The sequence below is a fragment of the Clostridioides sp. ES-S-0005-03 genome (assembly GCF_020658455.1).
Classification (GTDB): Bacteria; Bacillota; Clostridia; order Peptostreptococcales; family Peptostreptococcaceae; genus Clostridioides.
Genome location: NZ_JACVWI010000001.1, coordinates 705,162 through 723,558 on the forward strand (window position 1 = coordinate 705,162; position 18,397 = coordinate 723,558).

Here is an 18,397-nt window from a genome sequence, read left to right on the forward strand (position 1 = left end):
TTACTCTCCTTTTTGTAAAGCATTTTCTATAGCTTTTCGTATAGTATCACTGCTGTAAGTTGCAGAAGTTATAGCATCCACTTCTAAAGATTGTTGCTTAATAATATTATTTACAATCTTTTCAGCTGGTTTACCTAAAAGAGTGTCATGTTTCAATATATGAATATCTTTTATTACTCCATTGTTAACTTTGACAGATACAGTAGCTTTTACTAGACCATTATCAGCATTTCCAAGATAAGTACCATTTTTTATTTTAGTAGGATTTATATTTTGTACTACTAATTTTTCTGGTTTCAAATTAACTACAGCTACAATAATAATACATATAAATATAAAAAATAAAACTATTAATACTTTTAGAATTCTTAAAAATTTATTTTTCTTATTAAGATTTTTGATGTGAATGCTCATTGTAAATTCCTCCAAGTAAAATATCCACGAAATTGTCTATAAATTGTGGGAAGTTATGTAAAGAATACAAGTGATTTTCAACAGCACATAAAACAAAGCCTAATAATGCACTTATAAGCATCCAAGAAGCATTATCTATGTTTGGTTTAAATATTTTTTGCTTAATTCCAATAGCAAGAAGTTTATCAAACATCTCTATACCATTATTAGCAGGAGTACTAGCAGTATTTTGAGATGCAAATATAATATTCATTCCACTATACATTATGGCTTTTGTCATTTCTGGATTGCTAGAAAGAATTTTGATAAAAGTAAGCATAATTTCTCTGATTTGTTTATCTACTGAAAATGAGGAGTACTTATCCATAACAGTAATAGAATCATTTTCTATTTTATTATAAAGTTCATTAGCCATATCATTAATAATCTGTGCCTTATCTTTGTAGTAAAGATAAATAGTAGTTGGAGAATATTCTATTTTTGTAGCAATTTTTCTAATTGATAAATTTTCATATCCTTCTTGATTGATAATTTCAATGGCAGCATCTATAATTTTTTTCTTCATTTCTATTTTTTCCTTTTTACGTCTTTCTTTGACACTCATATAATCACCTCTTTAACTTAACAGTGTTAATTTAATTTACAATGTTATTGTATGTTTTATTTTTAAGTTTGTCAACAATCTAGATTTCTATACTTTCTATATTGGTACAGTACTTACACATTTTAATTAAATTACTATTAAATCAAATTAATTTGGTTTTGCAAAATAATTTAGGATACTAAAATTGATTAGAATCTTCTTATGTGATATTAAGAAGATACATTGGATTTATTATGTGCTGATTTGGATAATATTAAGATAAAAAAGATAGTATTTATCTAATGATTGATTCTTATATAAAATTGAAAAATGAAGGTTTATTACATGGTATCTGAATATTTCACATAATTATAAAAAACAAAAAAGAGTGCCATAGCACTCCTATTGTGAGAAATATATATGAAATTCATTTTTGCATTAATGCAAAATGTACATATAACAAAGTTTATTTTTTATATTTACTTTATATAATAGCATATTAGTATTAACTAAATATTTATCATAATTAGTAAAAAGAAAAGGGAGTGATTTTACACTCCAGTTGTCAAAAATCTAAAACTGTCATCGCAATATTCTCATTATAACATAATTTATGAGAATGTGTGAATATATTTAAGATTTTTAAAATATTTTTGATATAACTAAAGTTATACTAAAAAATGTAATCATTAGATATTAACATAAAAAAATTAAAACAGAGTATTTATAAAATATATAAATGATAAAAAAGTGTTATAGTTAAAAAAAGTATTATCAATTAATAATTTTACGAATTTTTAAATAAAAATAGACAATAGAGATTATATAGTAGAATCACATAAAAGTTTATCAAATCAGATGAAAATAAATGAAAATAAAAATGTTTTTGTCTAGTTATGCGTTTTAGATTACCACTTATGTATTATATATTGAATATTAAGAATATTTGTGATATTTTTATAAAAAATAAAATGATAATTATTTTTTTTATGAAGATGAATGATTTATATAAATTTAGATTTTCATTATTATGGGACATATACATGGATAAAATTTAATTAAAGGAGTAAAATGTTATGAAAATATGTATTACAGTAGGACACAGTATTCTAAAAAATGGTGCATGTACTTCTGCTGATGGATTAGTTAATGAATATCAGTATAACAAATTATTGGCACCAATATTAGCAGATATATTTAGGAAAAAAGGGCATACAGTAAGCGTAATAATATGCCCTGAAAAACAGTTTAGTTCTAAAAATGAGGAAAAGTCTTATAAAATACCTAAAGTTAATAATGGAGAATATGATTTACTTATAGAGTTACATTTAAATGCAAGTGATGGTCAAGGAAAAGGCTCAGAAGTGTTATATTATAGTAATAAAGGTTTAGAATATGCAACTAGAATATGTAATAAATTAGGTATGGTATTTAAAAATAGAGGAGCCAAATTAGATAAAGGATTGTATATTCTAAATAGTTCAAAACCTACTGCTATATTAATAGAAAGTTTTTTTTGTGACAATAAAGAGGATTATGAGAAAGCAGAAAAACTTGGATATGAGGGTGTGGCTAAGTTAATCGTAGAAGGCGTATTAAATAATAATATAAATGGTGGAGATATCAAGCAGATTAAACATACAATAGTTTATAGTGGAGATGATAGAGTTTCAGCAGAAATAATAGGGTTATATTATAAAAGAAAAGATGAAAGCTGTTTAGTAACAGATATAAAAGATTATAAGCCATATAAAACAGAAAATTTGTATGTTATTGGCGGAGGTGCTTGTAGCAAGATGGAAGAAATGAGTAAGAGCACAGGAGAAAAATTTACACAAATATATGATAGTGATGTGTGGTCAACAATGGATAAAGTAAGAGCATTTATAAAAGAAAAAGCGTAATTTAAAATCTTTATTAAATTAAATATTTAGATAAGAAGAATTTATATAAAATTCTTCTTATTCTTTTTGATGAATTAAATTTTATGCCAAACCACATTCACATAATAAAATCATAATTCTATGAAGACAAGACTCTACAATATCTTCTCCATATCTTTTAATAAAATCATCAATCTGAGTTTCTATAAATGAATAGTATTCTTTTAAACTAACAATGTATGCAGTCATTATATGAACACATTCATCAATTTTGTCTTTAAACACAATACATCCCCCTAAAAAATAAAAATATTCAGTAAATAAAATAAATTATTTTATTTGAAAATATATATGTATAATACTTCGCTTTAATATATTTTACAAGTGTATATGCAAAACTGGATATTACAACTGTAAAACTGGTTGAATTATTATTCCTATCATAGTATCTAGTACTAATTTTTTAATATAAAAGCCACTAAAAAGAATATGAACAAACCAAATATATCCAAAAAAGCGTGTTGAAAGTTTTCTTTTCATATAATCACCAAATTGTATTAGTTTTAATCTATTTAAGAAAAGTATAGCAAAAATTTTAAGAAGAGAATAGTTACTAATCCTTTATATATTCAAAAACTTCTTCTATACTTACATTGAATACGTTAGCAATGTCAAATGCTAATTTTAATGAAGGGTTATATTTTCCATTTTCAAGATTTCCTATAGTTTCTCTTCTTACTCCTACTAATGATGCCAGTTCATCTTGTTTCATATTATATTTTGCTCTATATTCTTTAGTTCTTGAACGAATCATCATTACTCTAGTCCTTTTCCTTCTTTATACTGTAAGTATGCAAAAACTGCAACAAAGCTAATCATTGATATAGAAAAACTTATTCCTAGACCATTTTCAATAGTAGAAATATTATCTGAGATGATGGATAAAACCATAGCTACTGATAGCGATGAAAGTGTAAAGAAAAATGCTGGCACAGCTGCTTTTCTCAGGTTTTCTCTAAATAATTCATCTGGCATAATATTAAAGTATCTAAAAAAAACAAAGAATGCACAAAAACTAATAGTTCGTATTTCACCAGCATATATTCCAGCTAGTCCTAAAAAACCTAAGAAACCTAAAAATCCTAGTTTATTTAATTCCCTAAAACTTTTCATTATTAACAACTCCTTTAGTAAATGTTATATATTTTTAACTTCTTGTTAAAAATATATAACATTTGATGCTTATTTGCAACATAAAAATTAAATTTAGTATAAATTTTATATGTAAATTTAATTAAAGGTATTAATTGTAATATTTATAATATTGTTGTATAATAATAATCGGTTTAAACGTGCCACATTTTATTAAAGTTTGTTTATTATTTAAGCATGCTTTAATGAGACACATAAAAATATAATAAATTCTTTTAAACTACAAACAGTGTTTTTGTAGTTAGTAAATCAGGTGTTTGAAAGGTTTTAGTTGATTGACAGGTTATAATAAATGACTTAAAATCATAACTAAACTTAACATCTGTACTTGTTCGAGAACTCCAAGTATAAAAAACTAAGGAATTATATAGTGGCAGTATATAATTAATACCCTTAGACACACCTTTTTGAAAGTGGAAAAAAGATGTGTAGTTCTCCTCGACCACAAATCAAGGAGGATAGTAATATGGAAAAAAGAAAAGTAATAATTGATTGTGACCCAGGAATTGATGATTCTTTGGCAATCCTTTTGGCTTTAAACTCACCAGAGCTAGAAGTAATTGGAATTACCACATGTTGTGGTAACGTACCAGCAAATGTAGGTGCAGAAAATGCACTAAAAACACTTCAAATGTGTTCTTCACTAAATATTCCAGTATATATAGGAGAAGAAGCACCACTAAAAAGAACACTTGTAACAGCTCAAGATACACATGGAGAAGATGGTATAGGAGAAAATTTTTATCAAAAAGTGACAGAAGTTAAAGCAAAAAATGGAGCAGTAGATTTTATAATAAATACTTTACATAATCGTGAAAAAGTATCTATAATAGCACTTGCACCACTTACAAACATAGCTAAAGCACTTATGAAAGATAAAAAAGCCTTTGAAAATCTTGATGAATTTGTATCTATGGGAGGAGCTTTTAAAATTCATGGAAATTGTTCTCCAGTAGCAGAATTTAACTATTGGGTAGACCCACATGGAGCAGATTATGTTTACAAGAATTTATCTAAAAAAATTCACATGGTAGGTTTAGATGTAACTAGAAAAATTGTACTTACTCCTAATATTATTGAGTTTATAAATAGACTTGATGAAAAAATGGCAAAATATATAACTGAAATCACTAGATTTTATATTGATTTTCATTGGGAGCAAGAAGGAATAATAGGTTGTGTAATAAATGACCCTCTAGCAGTGGCATATTTTATAGACAGAAGTATATGTAAAGGATTTGAATCATATGTAGAAATTGTGGAAGATGGAATAGCTATGGGGCAATCCATAGTAGACTCATTTAATTTCTACAAAAAACATGCTAATGCGATTATTTTAAATGAGGTTGATGAAAAGAAATTTATGTATATGTTTTTAAAAAGACTTTTTAAAGGATATGAAAACATTATAGACTCTGTGGAAGGAGTGATATAGTGTGAAAAGAAAAATATGTGTCAAAACTATTACACTTATAGCCTTTGGGATTTCTATAAATATAGTAGGTGCGTTTATAGCTATGGGGCTGAGGCTACCTATATATTTAGATTCAATAGGAACTATAATGATAGCTTCACTTTTGGGGCCTAAATATGCTGTTATTACAGGTGTGTTTGGAAGTTTAATAAGTGGAGTTACATTTGATGTATATTCTCTTTATTTTGCACCAGTTCAGATATCAACAGGATTACTTGCTGGTATTGCTTTTAAAAAGAAATTCTTAACTGGTTTAAAAACTCCATTAGGAGTATTGTTGTTTGCCATACCAACATCTATAGTAAGCTCAGTAATTTCAGCTTTTTTGTTTGGCGGGGTGACATCATCGGGTTCTTCTTATATAGTTCAAATTTTAAAAGTACTAGGGCTTGGAGATGTATTTAGTGTGTTTATAACTCAAGTGTTCACAGATTATACAGATAAATTAATTGCTGTTGTTTTGGTAAATTTGGGATTAAATGCAGTTCCAAAGACTTTAAAAGTATCATTAACTGGAGAAAGATAGGAGAGAATATGGATAGATATAGTGAGATAATAAATAAAAATCAAAGAGAAATAGTTTTACTTAAAAGCTTTCCATGTATATGGGGAAGATGTTCTTTTTGTGATTATATAGATGATAATTCTAATTTGGAAGAAGAAATGAACAAAGTAAACTTTGAAGTTTTAAAAAATATAACTGGAAAATATGGAGTTCTTGAAGTCATAAATTCTGGTAGCTGTTTTGAAATACCTAAAGATACTTTAGAGAGAATAAAGAAGATTATAAAAGAAAAAAATATAAAAAAACTATTCTTAGAAAGTCATTGGTCCTACAAAAATAGACTAAAGGAAATGAGAGATTATTTTGAAATTCCTATAATATTTAAAATTGGGGTTGAAACATTTGATTATGATTTTAGAAATAATTTTTTAAATAAGAATGCAAGATTTAAAACTCCAGAAGATGTAAAAGAATATTTTGATTCGCCTTGTATTATGGTTGGAATAAAAGGACAGACTAAAGAAATGATAGATAATGACATGGATATTATTCTAAATACTTTTGAAAAAGCAACTGTGAATGTTTTTATAAACAATTCTTCTAAAATAAAAAGAGATGAAGAGTTGGTTAAATGGTTTATTAATAAGTATGAATTTTTAAATGAAAATCCAAATATAGAAGTTTTATACAATAATACAGACTTCGGTGTGGGAGATTAGTAAGATTTTCTAAAGAGATATTATGCTGTAGTAAAGATTAATTTAATTTAAATTTTAAATTGAAAAATTTAGTACATTTTTGAAAAAGCTTCTGATATGTAGAAGCTTTTTTTTATATAATTTTATGTTACAATAAGAAAAAAGGAACTAAGGAGTAAATAAATGATGCTTAGTAGGGAAAAATGGGATAAATTGGAATATATCGAATTTTTAGAGTATATGAAATCTATGCAAGATGTTAAGTATAGAGATTTTAATAAGAAACTTATACCAGGAACAGAAAATATAATAGGTATTAGAATTCCTAATTTAAGAAAGTTGTCAAAAGAAATAAGTAAAGGCAACTGGAAAGAATTTTTAGAAGTAGCAGAAGATACTTATTATGAAGAAGTTATGTTACAGGGTATGGTGATTGGCAATATAAATAGTAATTTTGAAGAGATTTTATATTACATAAAAAAATTTGTACCTAAAATTAGTAATTGGGCAATTTGTGATGGATTTTGTTCTGGACTAAAATGTACAAATAATTATAAAGAATACATGTATGATATATTAAAAAAATATGTTTGTTCAGAAAATCCGTGGGAGATTAGATTTGCATTAGTTATGTTTTTAATATATTATGTTGATGATGAACATATTAAAGATATTTTTGAATACTGTAACAATATACAAAGTGAAGAATATTATGTTAAAATGGGTATGGCATGGCTATTGTCAATTTGTTTTGTTAAGTATGAAGAAGAAACACTTCTTTATATAAAAAATAATAATTTAGATGATTTTACTTATAATAAAATGTTACAAAAAATAGTTGAATCAAACAGAGTAGATTTAGAAAAGAAGAATATAATAAGAAGTATGAAAAGAAAGACAAGAAGATATTGACGGAGGAGTATTAATGAATAATGAGGAAAGAATTGATAAATTTTTAGAATTTCAAAGTAAAGGAATCAAATTTACAGAGATAGCTCAAAATCTAAAAATTAGTCAAAGTACTTTAAGAACTTTTTTAAATAAAAAAGGATATAAGTCAGAAAAAGGTAAATACATATTAAAAGACGAATTAAAGAATAAAGAAGATTTGGATAAAGAAAAAACTAAGGAAGATAACACTAATAATGTAAAAAAGGTAAGCACCAAAAAGAAGAAATCTAATGAAAAGGTTTTAAATAAGAGTATTGAACAAATTGAGTTTAACGACACAGATTTAAAAAATATAAAATCAAGAAAAAATATTAAACCTAAAAAAGACAGAAAAATAAATATAACTCAAGAAGATTTAGATAAGCTTTGTGAAGTGTATGATTGGTATTTAGAAGTGAAGGATTATAATATAAAACCTAAAAAAATATCTAATAAAAAAGATGTACATATAGATAATGAATCTTTAAGTGAATTAAAAACAACAAGAGTACGTATAGATAAAGAAACTTGGAGTGACTTTGAAAGATTATGTAGCAACTCAAATTTTGAAAAACACCAAATACTTACACAAGCATTGAAGGAATTTATGAAAAAGTATAAAAATCTACTATAAAATACTACTATATGAGGTGCTTAATATGAATAAAATAGTAAAAAAATTAATTTTTTTAATGATTATATTAACAATATTTATTTTTACACTGACTGCATGTAAAAGGGAAGAAGAGCAATCTGATTCAGTTGAGATTCAAGCAGAAGACAATAATGAAGTGACAATAGATAAGGACAATGCAAAAGTATTGAATATAGGAGCAACAGAGATTATAACTGTAGATGAAGGTGGAAAAATAGATACATCCACAAAGATAGAAAATAATTCAACATTTAATATATCGAATGTTGAACTAATATATAATGAATACGATGATAATAAAAAAATTACTTCATCTGATAGTAAATCTCTGCTAGATATGACTTTAATGCCTGGGAAAGTTGCTTATGTAGAATGTGGACATAAAACTTTTGCTAAAAGTGTAGAAGTCTATGCATATGAATATGAAGCAGAGGGTAAAATTGTATATGTTAATTTAAAAGAAAATACTATTGATATAAGAAACAATAAAATTAAGCTAGAAAATAGTAGTCAGTATGAAGTATTATCTACTTCAGAACTTAAAAAAGTAAATGAGTCAAAAGAGGGAATCACATATCAAATAAAAGTAAAGAATTCATCATCAAAAGACTTAGGAAATATTATCCTTAAGACGGCAGAAGTTAATGATAATGGGGAATACTTGACAGTAAGTCGTGTACCATCATACAAAGTTTTGAAGGCTTCAGAAGAAACAGATATAGATATAACATGTTCAACAAAAGCAAAGAATGTTGAAATAGTAGGATATACTTATGATGATATAAAAGAAAAAGCAAATGTAGATATTGATTTGAAATCTCATAAAGTCAAGATAGACAAGTAAAGGTAGGGGATATTTATGAAGGTTTTGATAGTTGAAGATAATAGGGTGCTTTTAGAAAGTGTAGTAGAAGAACTTAGTAATCATTTTGAAACTGAAAAATGTGAAGATGGAGAAGAAGCATTATATTTAATAAATCAAAATATATATGATTTAGTTATTTTAGATTTAATGCTTCCTAATATAAATGGAATTGATATTTTGAAGAAAATGAGAATCAATAATATAGATACACCTGTACTTATATTGACTGCTAAAGAAGCATTAGATGATAAAGTAGAAGCATTTACTATAGGAGCTAATGATTATTTAACAAAACCTTTTTATATGGAGGAACTAGTAGCAAGAGTATATGCCATATTGAGGACTAATGGAAAAATAAAAGAAAGAAATGGATTAGAATTTAAATCTTTATATCTAGATACATTAGAAAAAAGAGTGTATATTGAAGAAGAAGAAATAAAACTTCAAAATAAACAGTTTAACTTATTGGAATATTTTGTTTTAAATAAAGGTTCAATTTTATTAAAAGAACAGATTTATGATAGAATATGGGGAATTGATTCAGATGCAACTATTGAAATAGTAGAGGTATATGTAAGTAATCTGAGAAAAAAACTAAGTAAATATGGATATGATAAATATATTAAAACTAAGCGTAAGGTAGGATACATATTCGATGATAAATAAGAATGTATTTACCAGCACTAAAAACCATTTGATAAAAATGTACATTGTTGTAGTGGGTAGTTTTTTAATAATATTTTCTATATTTATATATTCATATTTTAGAGGTCTTACATATAGTGGAATTGATAGTGAAATCAATGATGAACTGGAGTATATAGTTTCTCAATTTAAGAGAACCTCATTTTTAAACCCAATAAGACTTAAAGACCCTAAAGATATGGTATATGTTTATGAGAATGACAGAATAAGTTACTATACTCAAAATGAATATTTTGATGAATTACTTCCAGACAGAAGACTAGATAAGAAAAATACATTTTTTAAATATACAGAAAATGGTTATACATTTAGAGAATTAAATGTGGATGTGGGCAGATATCAGATACAAATAATCAGAAACATTGACTCAGAGATGAATTCTTTAAAACAGTTGACATCTGTACTTATAATTGGAATACTAATTTCTGTTATAATAACATACTTTGTAGCTGTATATCTTACTCGAAAAGCATTAATTCCAATAGAGACTGCTTGGAGGAACCAAGCTAAATTTATACAAGATGCTTCACATGAGTTAAGGACTCCAATAACAATAGTTTCATCAAAATTAGAAAGTATGTTAAAATCTCCAGAAAATACAGTAAATGATGAAGTTGAAACAATAGCTACTGCAATGAAAGAAACTAGAAGACTTAAAAAGATGATAACGGATTTACTATCTCTTACTAAGGAAGATTCTATTGTTAAAGTTAACTTGGAGGAAATTGATTTAGAAAAATTACTAGAAGAAATATCAGAAGATTATGTGGATATTGCTGAGTTTCAAGAAAAAAAATTTACATTTAACTCTGAATTAAAGAATAAAATTATAATAACAGATAAAAATAAATTGAGACAACTTATATTAATTTTTATTGATAATGCTTTTAAATATACTAAACTAGGTGATGAGATAGTATTAGAATTAAAAGAAGATGTGGAAGATGAAGTAACATTACTTATAAGAGATACTGGTATAGGTATAAAAAAAGAAGAAATGCCTTTTATATTTGACAGATTTTTTAGAAGTGAAAATGTGAGAAATAAAGATTTAGAAGGTTCTGGAATAGGTCTTTCAATAGCACATATGATTAGCTTGAATTTATCTATCGAAATAGATGTAACTTCTGATATAGGTATTGGAACTACATTTGAAATATCAATACCAAAAAAATTAAAATAATAAAAATATAAAAATCTGTTTTTACAAATAAAGAATGGGTATACTAATAGTATAAAATAAAATATAAAAGAATTTATAAAAGTAAAATTATATTTATAAATTTCATAGTATAATTATAAGGATAATAAATTTTTAGGAGGATTAAAAAAATGGCAAAAATTATAAATACATCTGAATTTAGAAGTAGTGTTGAAGGTAGTAAAGGAGTAGTTGTAGTAGATTTCTTTGCAACTTGGTGTGGACCTTGTAATATGTTAGGACCTGTATTTGCAGAATTAGGCGAAGAGATGAAAGACGAAGCTAGATTTGTAAAAGTTGATATAGATGAAAGCTTAGAAATAGCTCAACAATTTAGTGTATCTACAGTACCAACTATGATTATATTTAAAGATGGAGAGCCAGTTGAAACTCTAATTGGATTTATGCCTAAGAACAAAATTGAGATGAAAGTAAAATCATATTTATAAAAATGGGTGAATATTATGAGATATGACATAGCTATAATAGGTAGTGGTCCAGCAGGATTATCTGCTGCTATAAATGCAAAAATAAGAAATAAAACAATGATTATGTTTGGCAATGATAATTTAAGCAATAAGCTTGTTAAAGCTCCTTCAATAGATAATTATTTAGGTTTTTATGATATAAGTGGAGATGAATTAAAAGACAAATTTAAATCACATATAGATAACATGGATATTTCAATTGAAAATAAAAGAATAAATAATATTTATGCTATGGGAGAATACTTTGCAATAATGTCTGGAAATGATATGTATGAAGCTACTACTGTAATCCTTGCGACTGGTGTAGAATATACTAGACCAATAAAAGGTGAAGAAGAATTTTTAGGAAGAGGAGTAGGGTATTGTGCTACATGCGATGCACCACTTTATAGAAATAAAAAAGTAGCAGTTATAGGATATAATGAAGAATCTAAAGAAGAGGCAAATTTCTTAAGTGAACTTACTTCAAAAACTTATTTTATACCTATGTATAAAAAAGAAAACCTTATGAGAAGTTCAGATAATTTAGATGATTCTATTGAGATTATACATGATAGACCAGTGCAAATAGATGGAGATAAACTTGTAAATAAGATATCTTTTAAAGAAAATCATATTGAAGTTGATGGAGTATTCGTTATAAAAGATAGCACAGCTCCAAGTACATTGATTCCTGGAATAGAAATTGATGGTATCCATATTAAGGTTGACAATAATATGAAAACTAATATAGAAGGATGTTTTGCCGCAGGAGACTGTGTAGGTAAACCCTATTCTTATATCAAAGCAGCTGGGCAAGGACAAATAGCAGCATTAAATGCTGTTTATTATCTAGATAAATTAAAAAGAGCTTAGTATAATTAGTAAGTAAATTTTTAAATATACAAATAAAAAACTGTCTTAAAATAATATAATTATTTTAGACAGTTTTTTATTTGTATATTATTATTTTACTTCAAGATACATTAGAGATGTATCTCTAGGTATGTTTATTTTGATAGATTTAAATTGGCAATTGAAATATATATAGAAACAATTAGAATTATTTATAATAAGTTCCAAAATTTCAAAATAATAGTTGAAAAATCTAATTAAGAGTACTATAATTTAATTAAGTAATTACTTAATCAAAAAGAGGTCTTTATGGAAAATTTGGTTAAAATATTTAAAGCATTGAGTGATGAAACTAGACTTAACATACTTATATTAGTATCTAAAAGAAATATCTGCCAAAAAGGAATTTCTAAATATTTAGGAATTTCAGATTCTGCTGTTTCACAACATATAAAAATATTAAAAGAAGTTGGCATAATAACAGGATATAAAGAAGGATACTATGTTTTATATCATATTAACAAAGAAGTGTTTAACATATGTATGGATTTTATAAATTCTATGTTAAGTAATTCTAGTGAAAGCTTTATAGATGTATTTGATATAAATACAATACATCTAGGATGCAGTAAAGAATGTAAATCTATGAAAAAATGTTGCAAGAGAAGGGAGAAATAATAATGAAAGTATGTATACCAGTAGAAGAAAATAAAGGATTAGATAGTAAACCATATGGTCATTTTGGTTCTGCACCAATCTTTGTTGTGTGTGACTTAGAAAGTGGAGAAGTTAAATCCTTAGACAATGGAGATTTAGGTCATGAACATGGGAAATGCCAACCAATAAAAGCATTATCAGGTACAGTTGTAGATGCAGTAGTAGTTGGAGGAATAGGGCAAGGTGCCATAGTTAAATTAAATAGTATGGGAATAAAAGTTTATAGAGCTGAAGCTGATACTATCAGTGGTAATTTGGACTTACTTAAAGATGGAAAATTAGTAGAATTTCTATCAAATCATACTTGTTCACATGATGGATGTGGGCATCATTAAAAACAAGATAGCTGATGAAGCATATGCTTCATCAGCTATTTTATCATTTTAACAAATAAGATTCTTTATATTTAGTATTAAAATTTTGAGGTTGTACAAAGTTTTTATATATAACCTTAAATTTATAAGTATCTTACTTTAGATTTTCTTTGTATGCTTTTCTATATAGTTAATATCATTTAATATATCGTTAAGTTCTTTATTGAGTGTTTTTAAATCATCTCCATCTACATTATAGTTTAAAAATAACTCTTCTACATTATCAATAATAGAATTGACTTTTCTAGTAACTTCAACAAAAGTTTTAAAGTTACTACTATTTTTAGCATTTAGAAATTTGTTTAAATCCTTTGATATAAATGATATTATTTCATATTCATCATTAAATAGACCTCTACCAATAGGATATGGTTCAATTCTTTGTAAAAAATATTGATCTTTAGCATTAATATTATAAGTATAAGATATTTCCCAGTTGTCTCCTAAATCAAACTTAATAAAATATAATGTACTACTTACTTTTGATATTTTTGTAGCTCCAAGTTGTCTTAAAAGAACTTCAATTGAATCTCCTTGAACAGTATTAATATTCATATATACACATCCCCTTTAATACTATTATACTATATTTTCTAAAATTTTATAATTAAATAAACAGTAGATATAATAATAGATATAATCATAAGTGGAAAACCTATCTTAAAATACTCTTTAAAAGATATAGGATGACCATGCTTATTGCCTATACCTGCTAGTACAACATTGGCAGAGGCTCCAATAAGTGTCCCATTACCTCCAAGACAAGCTCCAAGGGATGTTGCCCACCATAGTGGCATTACATCAATTCCTTCAGCTTGCATAGTCAAAATAAGTGGAATTAATGTTGCAACAAACGGAATATTATCTAAGAATGAAGAAACTATTGCTGATAACCATAATATTAATAACATTGTAAATACAATATGGCCCTCTGTAAGTCCAATCAATGCTTGAGCTAATTTATTTATTATACCCACTTCTACTAATCCACCAACTACTACAAATAATCCCATAAAGAATAAGATTGTAGACCATTCAATACCTGCCATAATTTCATCTACATCTTGTTTTCCTATAAGAAGCATTATAGATGCACCAGTTAATGCTACAACAGAAGAATCTATATGGATTGTGCTATGAAACATAAAACCAAAGAGTATAAATGCTATTAAAAGAAGACTTTTTATAAGTAAGGGTTTATCTTTAATAGATTTTTTTTCATCAAGCTTTAATATTACTTCTTTGGCTTTATCATCTACAACAAGTTCTTTTCCATAAATAAATTTAAAACATATTATTGTTATAATAAGTATTACTATAACAGCAGGTCCTAAATTTATTACAAAATCCATGAAACTAAGATTGGCAGCACTACCAATCATAATATTTGGAGGGTCACCTATAAGAGTAGATGTACCTCCGATATTTGAAGCTAAAATTTGTGTTATTAAAAATGGAACTGGATTAAGTCCTAGAATTTGTGTAATAACTATAGTCATTGGACCTATAAGTAAAACAGTAGTAACATTATCTAATACAGCAGATAAAATAGCTGTTATAATAGCAAAACAAATCATTATTCTCCATGGATCACCTTTAGCTTTTTTTGCAGTCCAAATAGCTATATATTCAAATAGTCCTGAGTTTTTAACAACAGCAACAAATAGCATCATACCAACCAATACTCCAATAGTATTGAAGTCTATATGGCTTAATCCTTCATCAAGTGTAAGTATATTGAATATTATCATTAATAGTGCACCACCAACCGCTGCTACAGATCTGTTTACCTTTTCTGTAATAATAGCTGCCATAACTATTAAAAATATACATATAGCTATTATTTGTTGAAATTCCATAATATAAGTACCTCCATTTGTATTCTTTTGTGTCTAATGCTAGTACTATATATAGTATTACTTTTTTCTAGTTTTTTCAATGGATGTATAAAAGTATATTATTTAACAAAGTTTTTAAAAAATTAACAGAATTTAGAGAAAATTTTTGTTATTTAAATAAATTTTAAAATCATATCATTACTTATAATATTAAACGACAAACGAAAAAATATACTTCAAAAGTATAATTTATTGTATTTGATAAGCAATATAAAGTATTAATTACATCTAAGTTATAAAATTAATAAAATAAAGTTGAATTTAAAGATAAAACTGCAATTTATTAAAGAAATTATTCATTTTAAACCTTGTAATTTAATTTTATAAATATTATAATTAAATTAATGAATTTTTCACAAGGAATTATGCATTTTTTTGATTTTAAGATTTATTGAGAAAACAATATTAACAGGGGGTAATTAATAAAATGGATTTTTTAAATGGTATTTTAACAGGCATTAACAATGCAGTAGTATTTGTAAACAATTACTTATGGTCTTATATTCTAATTATAATGTTAGTTGTAATTGGTATTTACTTTACTATTAAAACAAATTTTGTACAATTCAGATATTTTATAGAAATGTTTAGGCTTTTAGGTGATGGTGCAGCAAATAAAAATGCAAAAAAAGAAGGAAAAATATCTTCATTTCAAGCCTTTTGTATAAGTACATCTTCAAGAGTTGGTACTGGAAATATAGCAGGGATAGCAATTGCAGTAGTAGCAGGAGGTCCTGGTGCTGTATTTTGGATGTGGCTTATAGCTTTAATTGGTTCTGCTTCAAGTTTTGTGGAGAGTACATTGGCTCAAATTTATAAAGTTAAGAATGGACCAGCTTTTAGGGGTGGACCAGCTTATTATATGGAACAAGGTTTAAATAAAAGATGGATGGGTGTTTTATTTTCAATACTTATAACTATCTGTTATGGATTTGTATTCAATGCAGTTCAAGCAAATACTGTTTCATTGGCGTTTAATAATGCATTTGGTATAAGTAAAATGGCTATGGGAATAGGTCTTGGAATTTTAACAGCAATAGTTATTTTTGGTGGTGTTCATAGAATAGCAAAAGTTTCAGAGATAATAGTTCCTGTATTTGCAGGATTATACATATTAGTTGCTTTAGCTATAGTTGTAATGAATATAACAGAAATACCAGGAGTTATATCATTAATAGTAGAAAGCGCATTTGATTTTAGAGGAATGGCAATTGGTACATTTATGGGAGTTGTAATGACTGGAGTAAAAAGAGGTTTATTTTCTAATGAAGCAGGAATGGGTAGTGCACCTAATGCTGCTGCAACAGCACATGTAACTCACCCTGTAAAACAAGGTTTAATCCAATCTCTAGGTGTTTTTACAGATACTATAATTATATGTAGTTGTACAGCATTCATGGTATTATTATATTCAGATTATGCTAGTAGTGGAGCAACAGGAATTGAATTAGCTCAAGAAGCTTTAACTCACCATATAGGTCCAATAGGAAATATTTTTATAGCAGTTTGTATATTCTTATTTGCATTTAGTTCTATAGTAGGAAATTATTACTATGGAGAATCAAATATGGAGTTTATGAGTGGAAGTAAAATTAAACTTAATGTATTTAGAGTTTTCGTTGTAGGTATGGTTTTATTTGGTTCTCTTACTCAAGTAGAAGTAGTCTGGAATTTAGCAGATTTATTTATGGCACTGATGGCTATAATAAACTTAATAGCAATAACTCTTTTAGGTAAGTACGCATTTATTGCTTTAAAAGACTATACAAGCCAAAAAAAGTCTGGAATAAAAGACCCTGTATTTATTGCAGATGAAATAGAAGGACTAGAAAATGTATCAGAGTGGCACGCTGAATTATCTGATGAACGTTTAGGATAAAAAGTAGTATAAAAATTATAGAGTAATTTTGATAGATTAGAATGTATTTAATTTATGTGAATATAGTATTTTAGTTAACTTATATTACTGGAATTTTTAATTCCAGTAATATTTTTTTATATCAAGTATATTATATTTTATTAAGAGTTTTTAGTATTTTAATATAATTTAGTTATCATAAATAATATATTAAAACCTCTCTTTTTAAATACTACACAATTAAATCTTGTAAGTTATCTTCAAAGCTTTCTAAGTAATCACAAAATAATCTAAACTCTTCTATATTTTTGATTTCTTGTAAATTTCTTAAGTCTATCATCATGTTGCTATATTTATGCAACATAAAACTCATATCATATATTTCACATTTAACAAATCCTTCTTGATAGTTGTATTTATAAGGTTCATATTTTGAAAAATTTGATTCAAAGTATTTTATTTTAGCATAACATAATCTGTGTATATTGAATAAAAGAGCAAATATAGATTCTTTAACTGCAAACTTGTGTGTGAAGTATTTTACAGTGTGGTATTTATCGTGTTTAAATTCCCAAATTAAATCTTCATTCAAAGTAAGAGAATATTTTTTTATAAGGTTACGTTTTTCTAGTGTTAAATCTTGTATTGAACTTGTTTTCATAATTCAGTCCCCCATAAATATTCAATAAACAACCATTAAATTATGGTGTTCATTTATAGTTTATTATTGCTTACTTAATTATATTGTATAATTAATCGAGAAAATAATAAAATAGATAATTAATATAACATTAATATATGCTATAAATAAAAACGATAGCTTTGATAGTAATATGTACAAATTTATGGTATTTTATATTTAGATTTATATTTGTAGTTATTTTAAGCTTTTAAAAGTATTTTTTATTATTAACTTATATTTCCTAGATTACAGGGAATTTAACACTAAAAATCTATCTTGTGTCCTTAAAAATTTACATAATGATTGTATATATTCTAATTTCAAAATATACGTGAATAGTGTTGGTATTTCTAATGAATATGAAGATATGGGTAAGGTTGTTCAAATAGATAATTATCTTTAAAATTATTAAGTACCAAAA

The 18,397-nt window shown here is 25.9% G+C and carries 22 protein-coding genes and 1 riboswitch; of the genes, 14 read left to right on the top strand and 8 right to left on the bottom strand.

What is annotated here, in order from left to right:
• Positions 1-414 (bottom strand): FMN-binding protein, encoded by a 414-nt coding sequence (locus IC218_RS03335; protein ID WP_227433168.1) that lies wholly within the window; start codon positions 412-414, stop codon positions 1-3.
• Positions 389-1,018 carry a TetR/AcrR family transcriptional regulator gene (locus IC218_RS03340; protein WP_227823810.1) on the bottom strand — a complete coding sequence of 210 codons (630 nt, stop codon included), beginning with the start codon at positions 1,016-1,018 and terminating at the stop codon, positions 389-391. The genes IC218_RS03335 and IC218_RS03340 overlap by 26 nt, the downstream gene beginning before the upstream one ends.
• Positions 1,019-2,073: 1,055 nt before the next feature.
• On the opposite strand from IC218_RS03340, the gene IC218_RS03345 reads away from it, so the two are divergent.
• A complete protein-coding gene (locus IC218_RS03345) occupies positions 2,074-2,901 on the top strand; it encodes an N-acetylmuramoyl-L-alanine amidase (protein ID WP_227433170.1) in 828 nt (275 codons plus the stop codon).
• Between the two features lie 81 nt (positions 2,902-2,982).
• Here the strand turns inward: IC218_RS03345 and IC218_RS03350 are convergent, their stop codons facing one another.
• From IC218_RS03350 to IC218_RS03360, 3 genes are all read right to left on the bottom strand, one after another.
• Complete coding sequence (locus IC218_RS03350; RefSeq protein WP_227433171.1) at positions 2,983-3,165, bottom strand: hypothetical protein; 183 nt, start codon at positions 3,163-3,165, stop codon at positions 2,983-2,985.
• 328 nt (positions 3,166-3,493) lie between these two features.
• On the bottom strand, positions 3,494-3,694 hold the full coding sequence (locus IC218_RS03355; protein WP_227433172.1) for a helix-turn-helix transcriptional regulator: 201 nt from the start codon (positions 3,692-3,694) through the stop codon (positions 3,494-3,496).
• 2 nt (positions 3,695-3,696) lie between these two features.
• Entirely contained in the window at positions 3,697-4,053 is a 357-nt protein-coding gene (locus tag IC218_RS03360; RefSeq protein WP_227433173.1) for a DUF3796 domain-containing protein, read from the bottom strand.
• Positions 4,054-4,413: 360 nt separating this feature from the next.
• A riboswitch (PreQ1 riboswitch) is annotated at positions 4,414-4,457 on the top strand.
• A 101-nt stretch (positions 4,458-4,558) separates the two neighbouring features.
• Here IC218_RS03360 and IC218_RS03365 point away from each other — a divergent pair.
• The 12 genes from IC218_RS03365 (at position 4,559) to IC218_RS03420 (ending at position 13,499) form a co-directional block, all read left to right on the top strand.
• Complete coding sequence (locus IC218_RS03365) at positions 4,559-5,527, top strand: nucleoside hydrolase (protein ID WP_227433174.1); 969 nt, start codon at positions 4,559-4,561, stop codon at positions 5,525-5,527.
• A 1-nt stretch (position 5,528) separates the two neighbouring features.
• Positions 5,529-6,092 carry an ECF transporter S component gene (locus IC218_RS03370; RefSeq protein WP_227433175.1) on the top strand — a complete coding sequence of 188 codons (564 nt, stop codon included), beginning with the start codon at positions 5,529-5,531 and terminating at the stop codon, positions 6,090-6,092.
• 8 nt (positions 6,093-6,100) lie between these two features.
• The gene (locus IC218_RS03375; protein WP_227433176.1) at positions 6,101-6,790 is read left to right on the top strand and encodes a radical SAM protein; all 690 of its coding nucleotides are present in this window, start codon (positions 6,101-6,103) and stop codon (positions 6,788-6,790) included.
• A 162-nt stretch (positions 6,791-6,952) separates the two neighbouring features.
• A complete protein-coding gene (locus tag IC218_RS03380) occupies positions 6,953-7,681 on the top strand; it encodes a DNA alkylation repair protein (protein WP_227823811.1) in 729 nt (242 codons plus the stop codon).
• A 13-nt stretch (positions 7,682-7,694) separates the two neighbouring features.
• A complete protein-coding gene (locus IC218_RS03385; protein ID WP_227433178.1) occupies positions 7,695-8,333 on the top strand; it encodes a DNA-binding protein in 639 nt (212 codons plus the stop codon).
• Positions 8,334-8,358: 25 nt separating this feature from the next.
• Positions 8,359-9,198: a hypothetical protein gene (locus IC218_RS03390; protein ID WP_227433179.1), complete on the top strand. Its 840-nt coding sequence runs from the start codon at positions 8,359-8,361 to the stop codon at positions 9,196-9,198.
• A gap of 15 nt (positions 9,199-9,213) precedes the next feature.
• Positions 9,214-9,885 (top strand): response regulator transcription factor, encoded by a 672-nt coding sequence (locus tag IC218_RS03395; RefSeq protein WP_227433180.1) that lies wholly within the window; start codon positions 9,214-9,216, stop codon positions 9,883-9,885.
• The gene (locus IC218_RS03400) at positions 9,875-11,107 is read left to right on the top strand and encodes a sensor histidine kinase (protein ID WP_227823812.1); all 1,233 of its coding nucleotides are present in this window, start codon (positions 9,875-9,877) and stop codon (positions 11,105-11,107) included. Before IC218_RS03395 ends, IC218_RS03400 begins: the two co-directional genes overlap by 11 nt.
• 149 nt (positions 11,108-11,256) lie before the next feature.
• Positions 11,257-11,574: a thioredoxin gene (trxA, locus tag IC218_RS03405; protein WP_227433182.1), complete on the top strand. Its 318-nt coding sequence runs from the start codon at positions 11,257-11,259 to the stop codon at positions 11,572-11,574.
• Between the two features lie 15 nt (positions 11,575-11,589).
• Entirely contained in the window at positions 11,590-12,468 is an 879-nt protein-coding gene (locus tag IC218_RS03410; protein WP_227433183.1) for an NAD(P)/FAD-dependent oxidoreductase, read from the top strand.
• Positions 12,469-12,756: 288 nt separating this feature from the next.
• Positions 12,757-13,125, top strand: a complete 369-nt coding sequence (locus tag IC218_RS03415; RefSeq protein WP_227433184.1) for an ArsR/SmtB family transcription factor — start codon at positions 12,757-12,759, stop codon at positions 13,123-13,125.
• A gap of 2 nt (positions 13,126-13,127) precedes the next feature.
• Positions 13,128-13,499, top strand: coding sequence for a NifB/NifX family molybdenum-iron cluster-binding protein (locus tag IC218_RS03420; RefSeq protein WP_227823813.1), 372 nt, complete (start codon positions 13,128-13,130; stop codon positions 13,497-13,499).
• A gap of 138 nt (positions 13,500-13,637) precedes the next feature.
• Here IC218_RS03420 and IC218_RS03425 read toward each other — a convergent pair whose 3' ends face one another.
• Together IC218_RS03425 and IC218_RS03430 are read right to left on the bottom strand one after the other, a co-directional pair.
• Positions 13,638-14,093, bottom strand: a complete 456-nt coding sequence (locus IC218_RS03425) for a hypothetical protein (RefSeq protein ID WP_227433186.1) — start codon at positions 14,091-14,093, stop codon at positions 13,638-13,640.
• A gap of 38 nt (positions 14,094-14,131) precedes the next feature.
• On the bottom strand, positions 14,132-15,397 hold the full coding sequence (locus IC218_RS03430; protein ID WP_227433187.1) for an ArsB/NhaD family transporter: 1,266 nt from the start codon (positions 15,395-15,397) through the stop codon (positions 14,132-14,134).
• A 466-nt stretch (positions 15,398-15,863) separates the two neighbouring features.
• On the opposite strand from IC218_RS03430, the gene IC218_RS03435 reads away from it, so the two are divergent.
• Entirely contained in the window at positions 15,864-17,315 is a 1,452-nt protein-coding gene (locus IC218_RS03435; protein ID WP_227823814.1) for an alanine/glycine:cation symporter family protein, read from the top strand.
• Positions 17,316-17,526: 211 nt separating this feature from the next.
• On the opposite strand, the gene IC218_RS03440 is transcribed toward IC218_RS03435, so the two are convergent.
• Positions 17,527-17,955, bottom strand: a complete 429-nt coding sequence (locus IC218_RS03440) for a hypothetical protein (protein WP_227433189.1) — start codon at positions 17,953-17,955, stop codon at positions 17,527-17,529.
• Positions 17,956-18,397 lie beyond the last annotated feature (442 nt).

Excerpts from the sequence above, each read along its gene's own strand:
- IC218_RS03335 (WP_227433168.1), bottom strand. The coding sequence starts at position 414 with ATGAGCATTCACATCAAAAATCTTAATAAGAAAAATAAATTTTTAAGA.
- IC218_RS03340 (WP_227823810.1), bottom strand. The coding sequence starts at position 1,018 with ATGAGTGTCAAAGAAAGACGTAAAAAGGAAAAAATAGAAATGAAGAAA.
- IC218_RS03345 (WP_227433170.1), top strand. The coding sequence starts at position 2,074 with ATGAAAATATGTATTACAGTAGGACACAGTATTCTAAAAAATGGTGCA.
- IC218_RS03355 (WP_227433172.1), bottom strand. The coding sequence starts at position 3,694 with ATGATTCGTTCAAGAACTAAAGAATATAGAGCAAAATATAATATGAAA.
- IC218_RS03360 (WP_227433173.1), bottom strand. The coding sequence starts at position 4,053 with ATGAAAAGTTTTAGGGAATTAAATAAACTAGGATTTTTAGGTTTCTTA.
- IC218_RS03365 (WP_227433174.1), top strand. The coding sequence starts at position 4,559 with ATGGAAAAAAGAAAAGTAATAATTGATTGTGACCCAGGAATTGATGAT.
- IC218_RS03375 (WP_227433176.1), top strand. The coding sequence starts at position 6,101 with ATGGATAGATATAGTGAGATAATAAATAAAAATCAAAGAGAAATAGTT.
- IC218_RS03380 (WP_227823811.1), top strand. The coding sequence starts at position 6,953 with ATGATGCTTAGTAGGGAAAAATGGGATAAATTGGAATATATCGAATTT.
- IC218_RS03385 (WP_227433178.1), top strand. The coding sequence starts at position 7,695 with ATGAATAATGAGGAAAGAATTGATAAATTTTTAGAATTTCAAAGTAAA.
- IC218_RS03390 (WP_227433179.1), top strand. The coding sequence starts at position 8,359 with ATGAATAAAATAGTAAAAAAATTAATTTTTTTAATGATTATATTAACA.
- IC218_RS03395 (WP_227433180.1), top strand. The coding sequence starts at position 9,214 with ATGAAGGTTTTGATAGTTGAAGATAATAGGGTGCTTTTAGAAAGTGTA.
- IC218_RS03400 (WP_227823812.1), top strand. The coding sequence starts at position 9,875 with ATGATAAATAAGAATGTATTTACCAGCACTAAAAACCATTTGATAAAA.
- trxA (WP_227433182.1), top strand. The coding sequence starts at position 11,257 with ATGGCAAAAATTATAAATACATCTGAATTTAGAAGTAGTGTTGAAGGT.
- IC218_RS03410 (WP_227433183.1), top strand. The coding sequence starts at position 11,590 with ATGAGATATGACATAGCTATAATAGGTAGTGGTCCAGCAGGATTATCT.
- IC218_RS03415 (WP_227433184.1), top strand. The coding sequence starts at position 12,757 with ATGGAAAATTTGGTTAAAATATTTAAAGCATTGAGTGATGAAACTAGA.
- IC218_RS03420 (WP_227823813.1), top strand. The coding sequence starts at position 13,128 with ATGAAAGTATGTATACCAGTAGAAGAAAATAAAGGATTAGATAGTAAA.
- IC218_RS03425 (WP_227433186.1), bottom strand. The coding sequence starts at position 14,093 with ATGAATATTAATACTGTTCAAGGAGATTCAATTGAAGTTCTTTTAAGA.
- IC218_RS03430 (WP_227433187.1), bottom strand. The coding sequence starts at position 15,397 with ATGGAATTTCAACAAATAATAGCTATATGTATATTTTTAATAGTTATG.
- IC218_RS03435 (WP_227823814.1), top strand. The coding sequence starts at position 15,864 with ATGGATTTTTTAAATGGTATTTTAACAGGCATTAACAATGCAGTAGTA.
- IC218_RS03440 (WP_227433189.1), bottom strand. The coding sequence starts at position 17,955 with ATGAAAACAAGTTCAATACAAGATTTAACACTAGAAAAACGTAACCTT.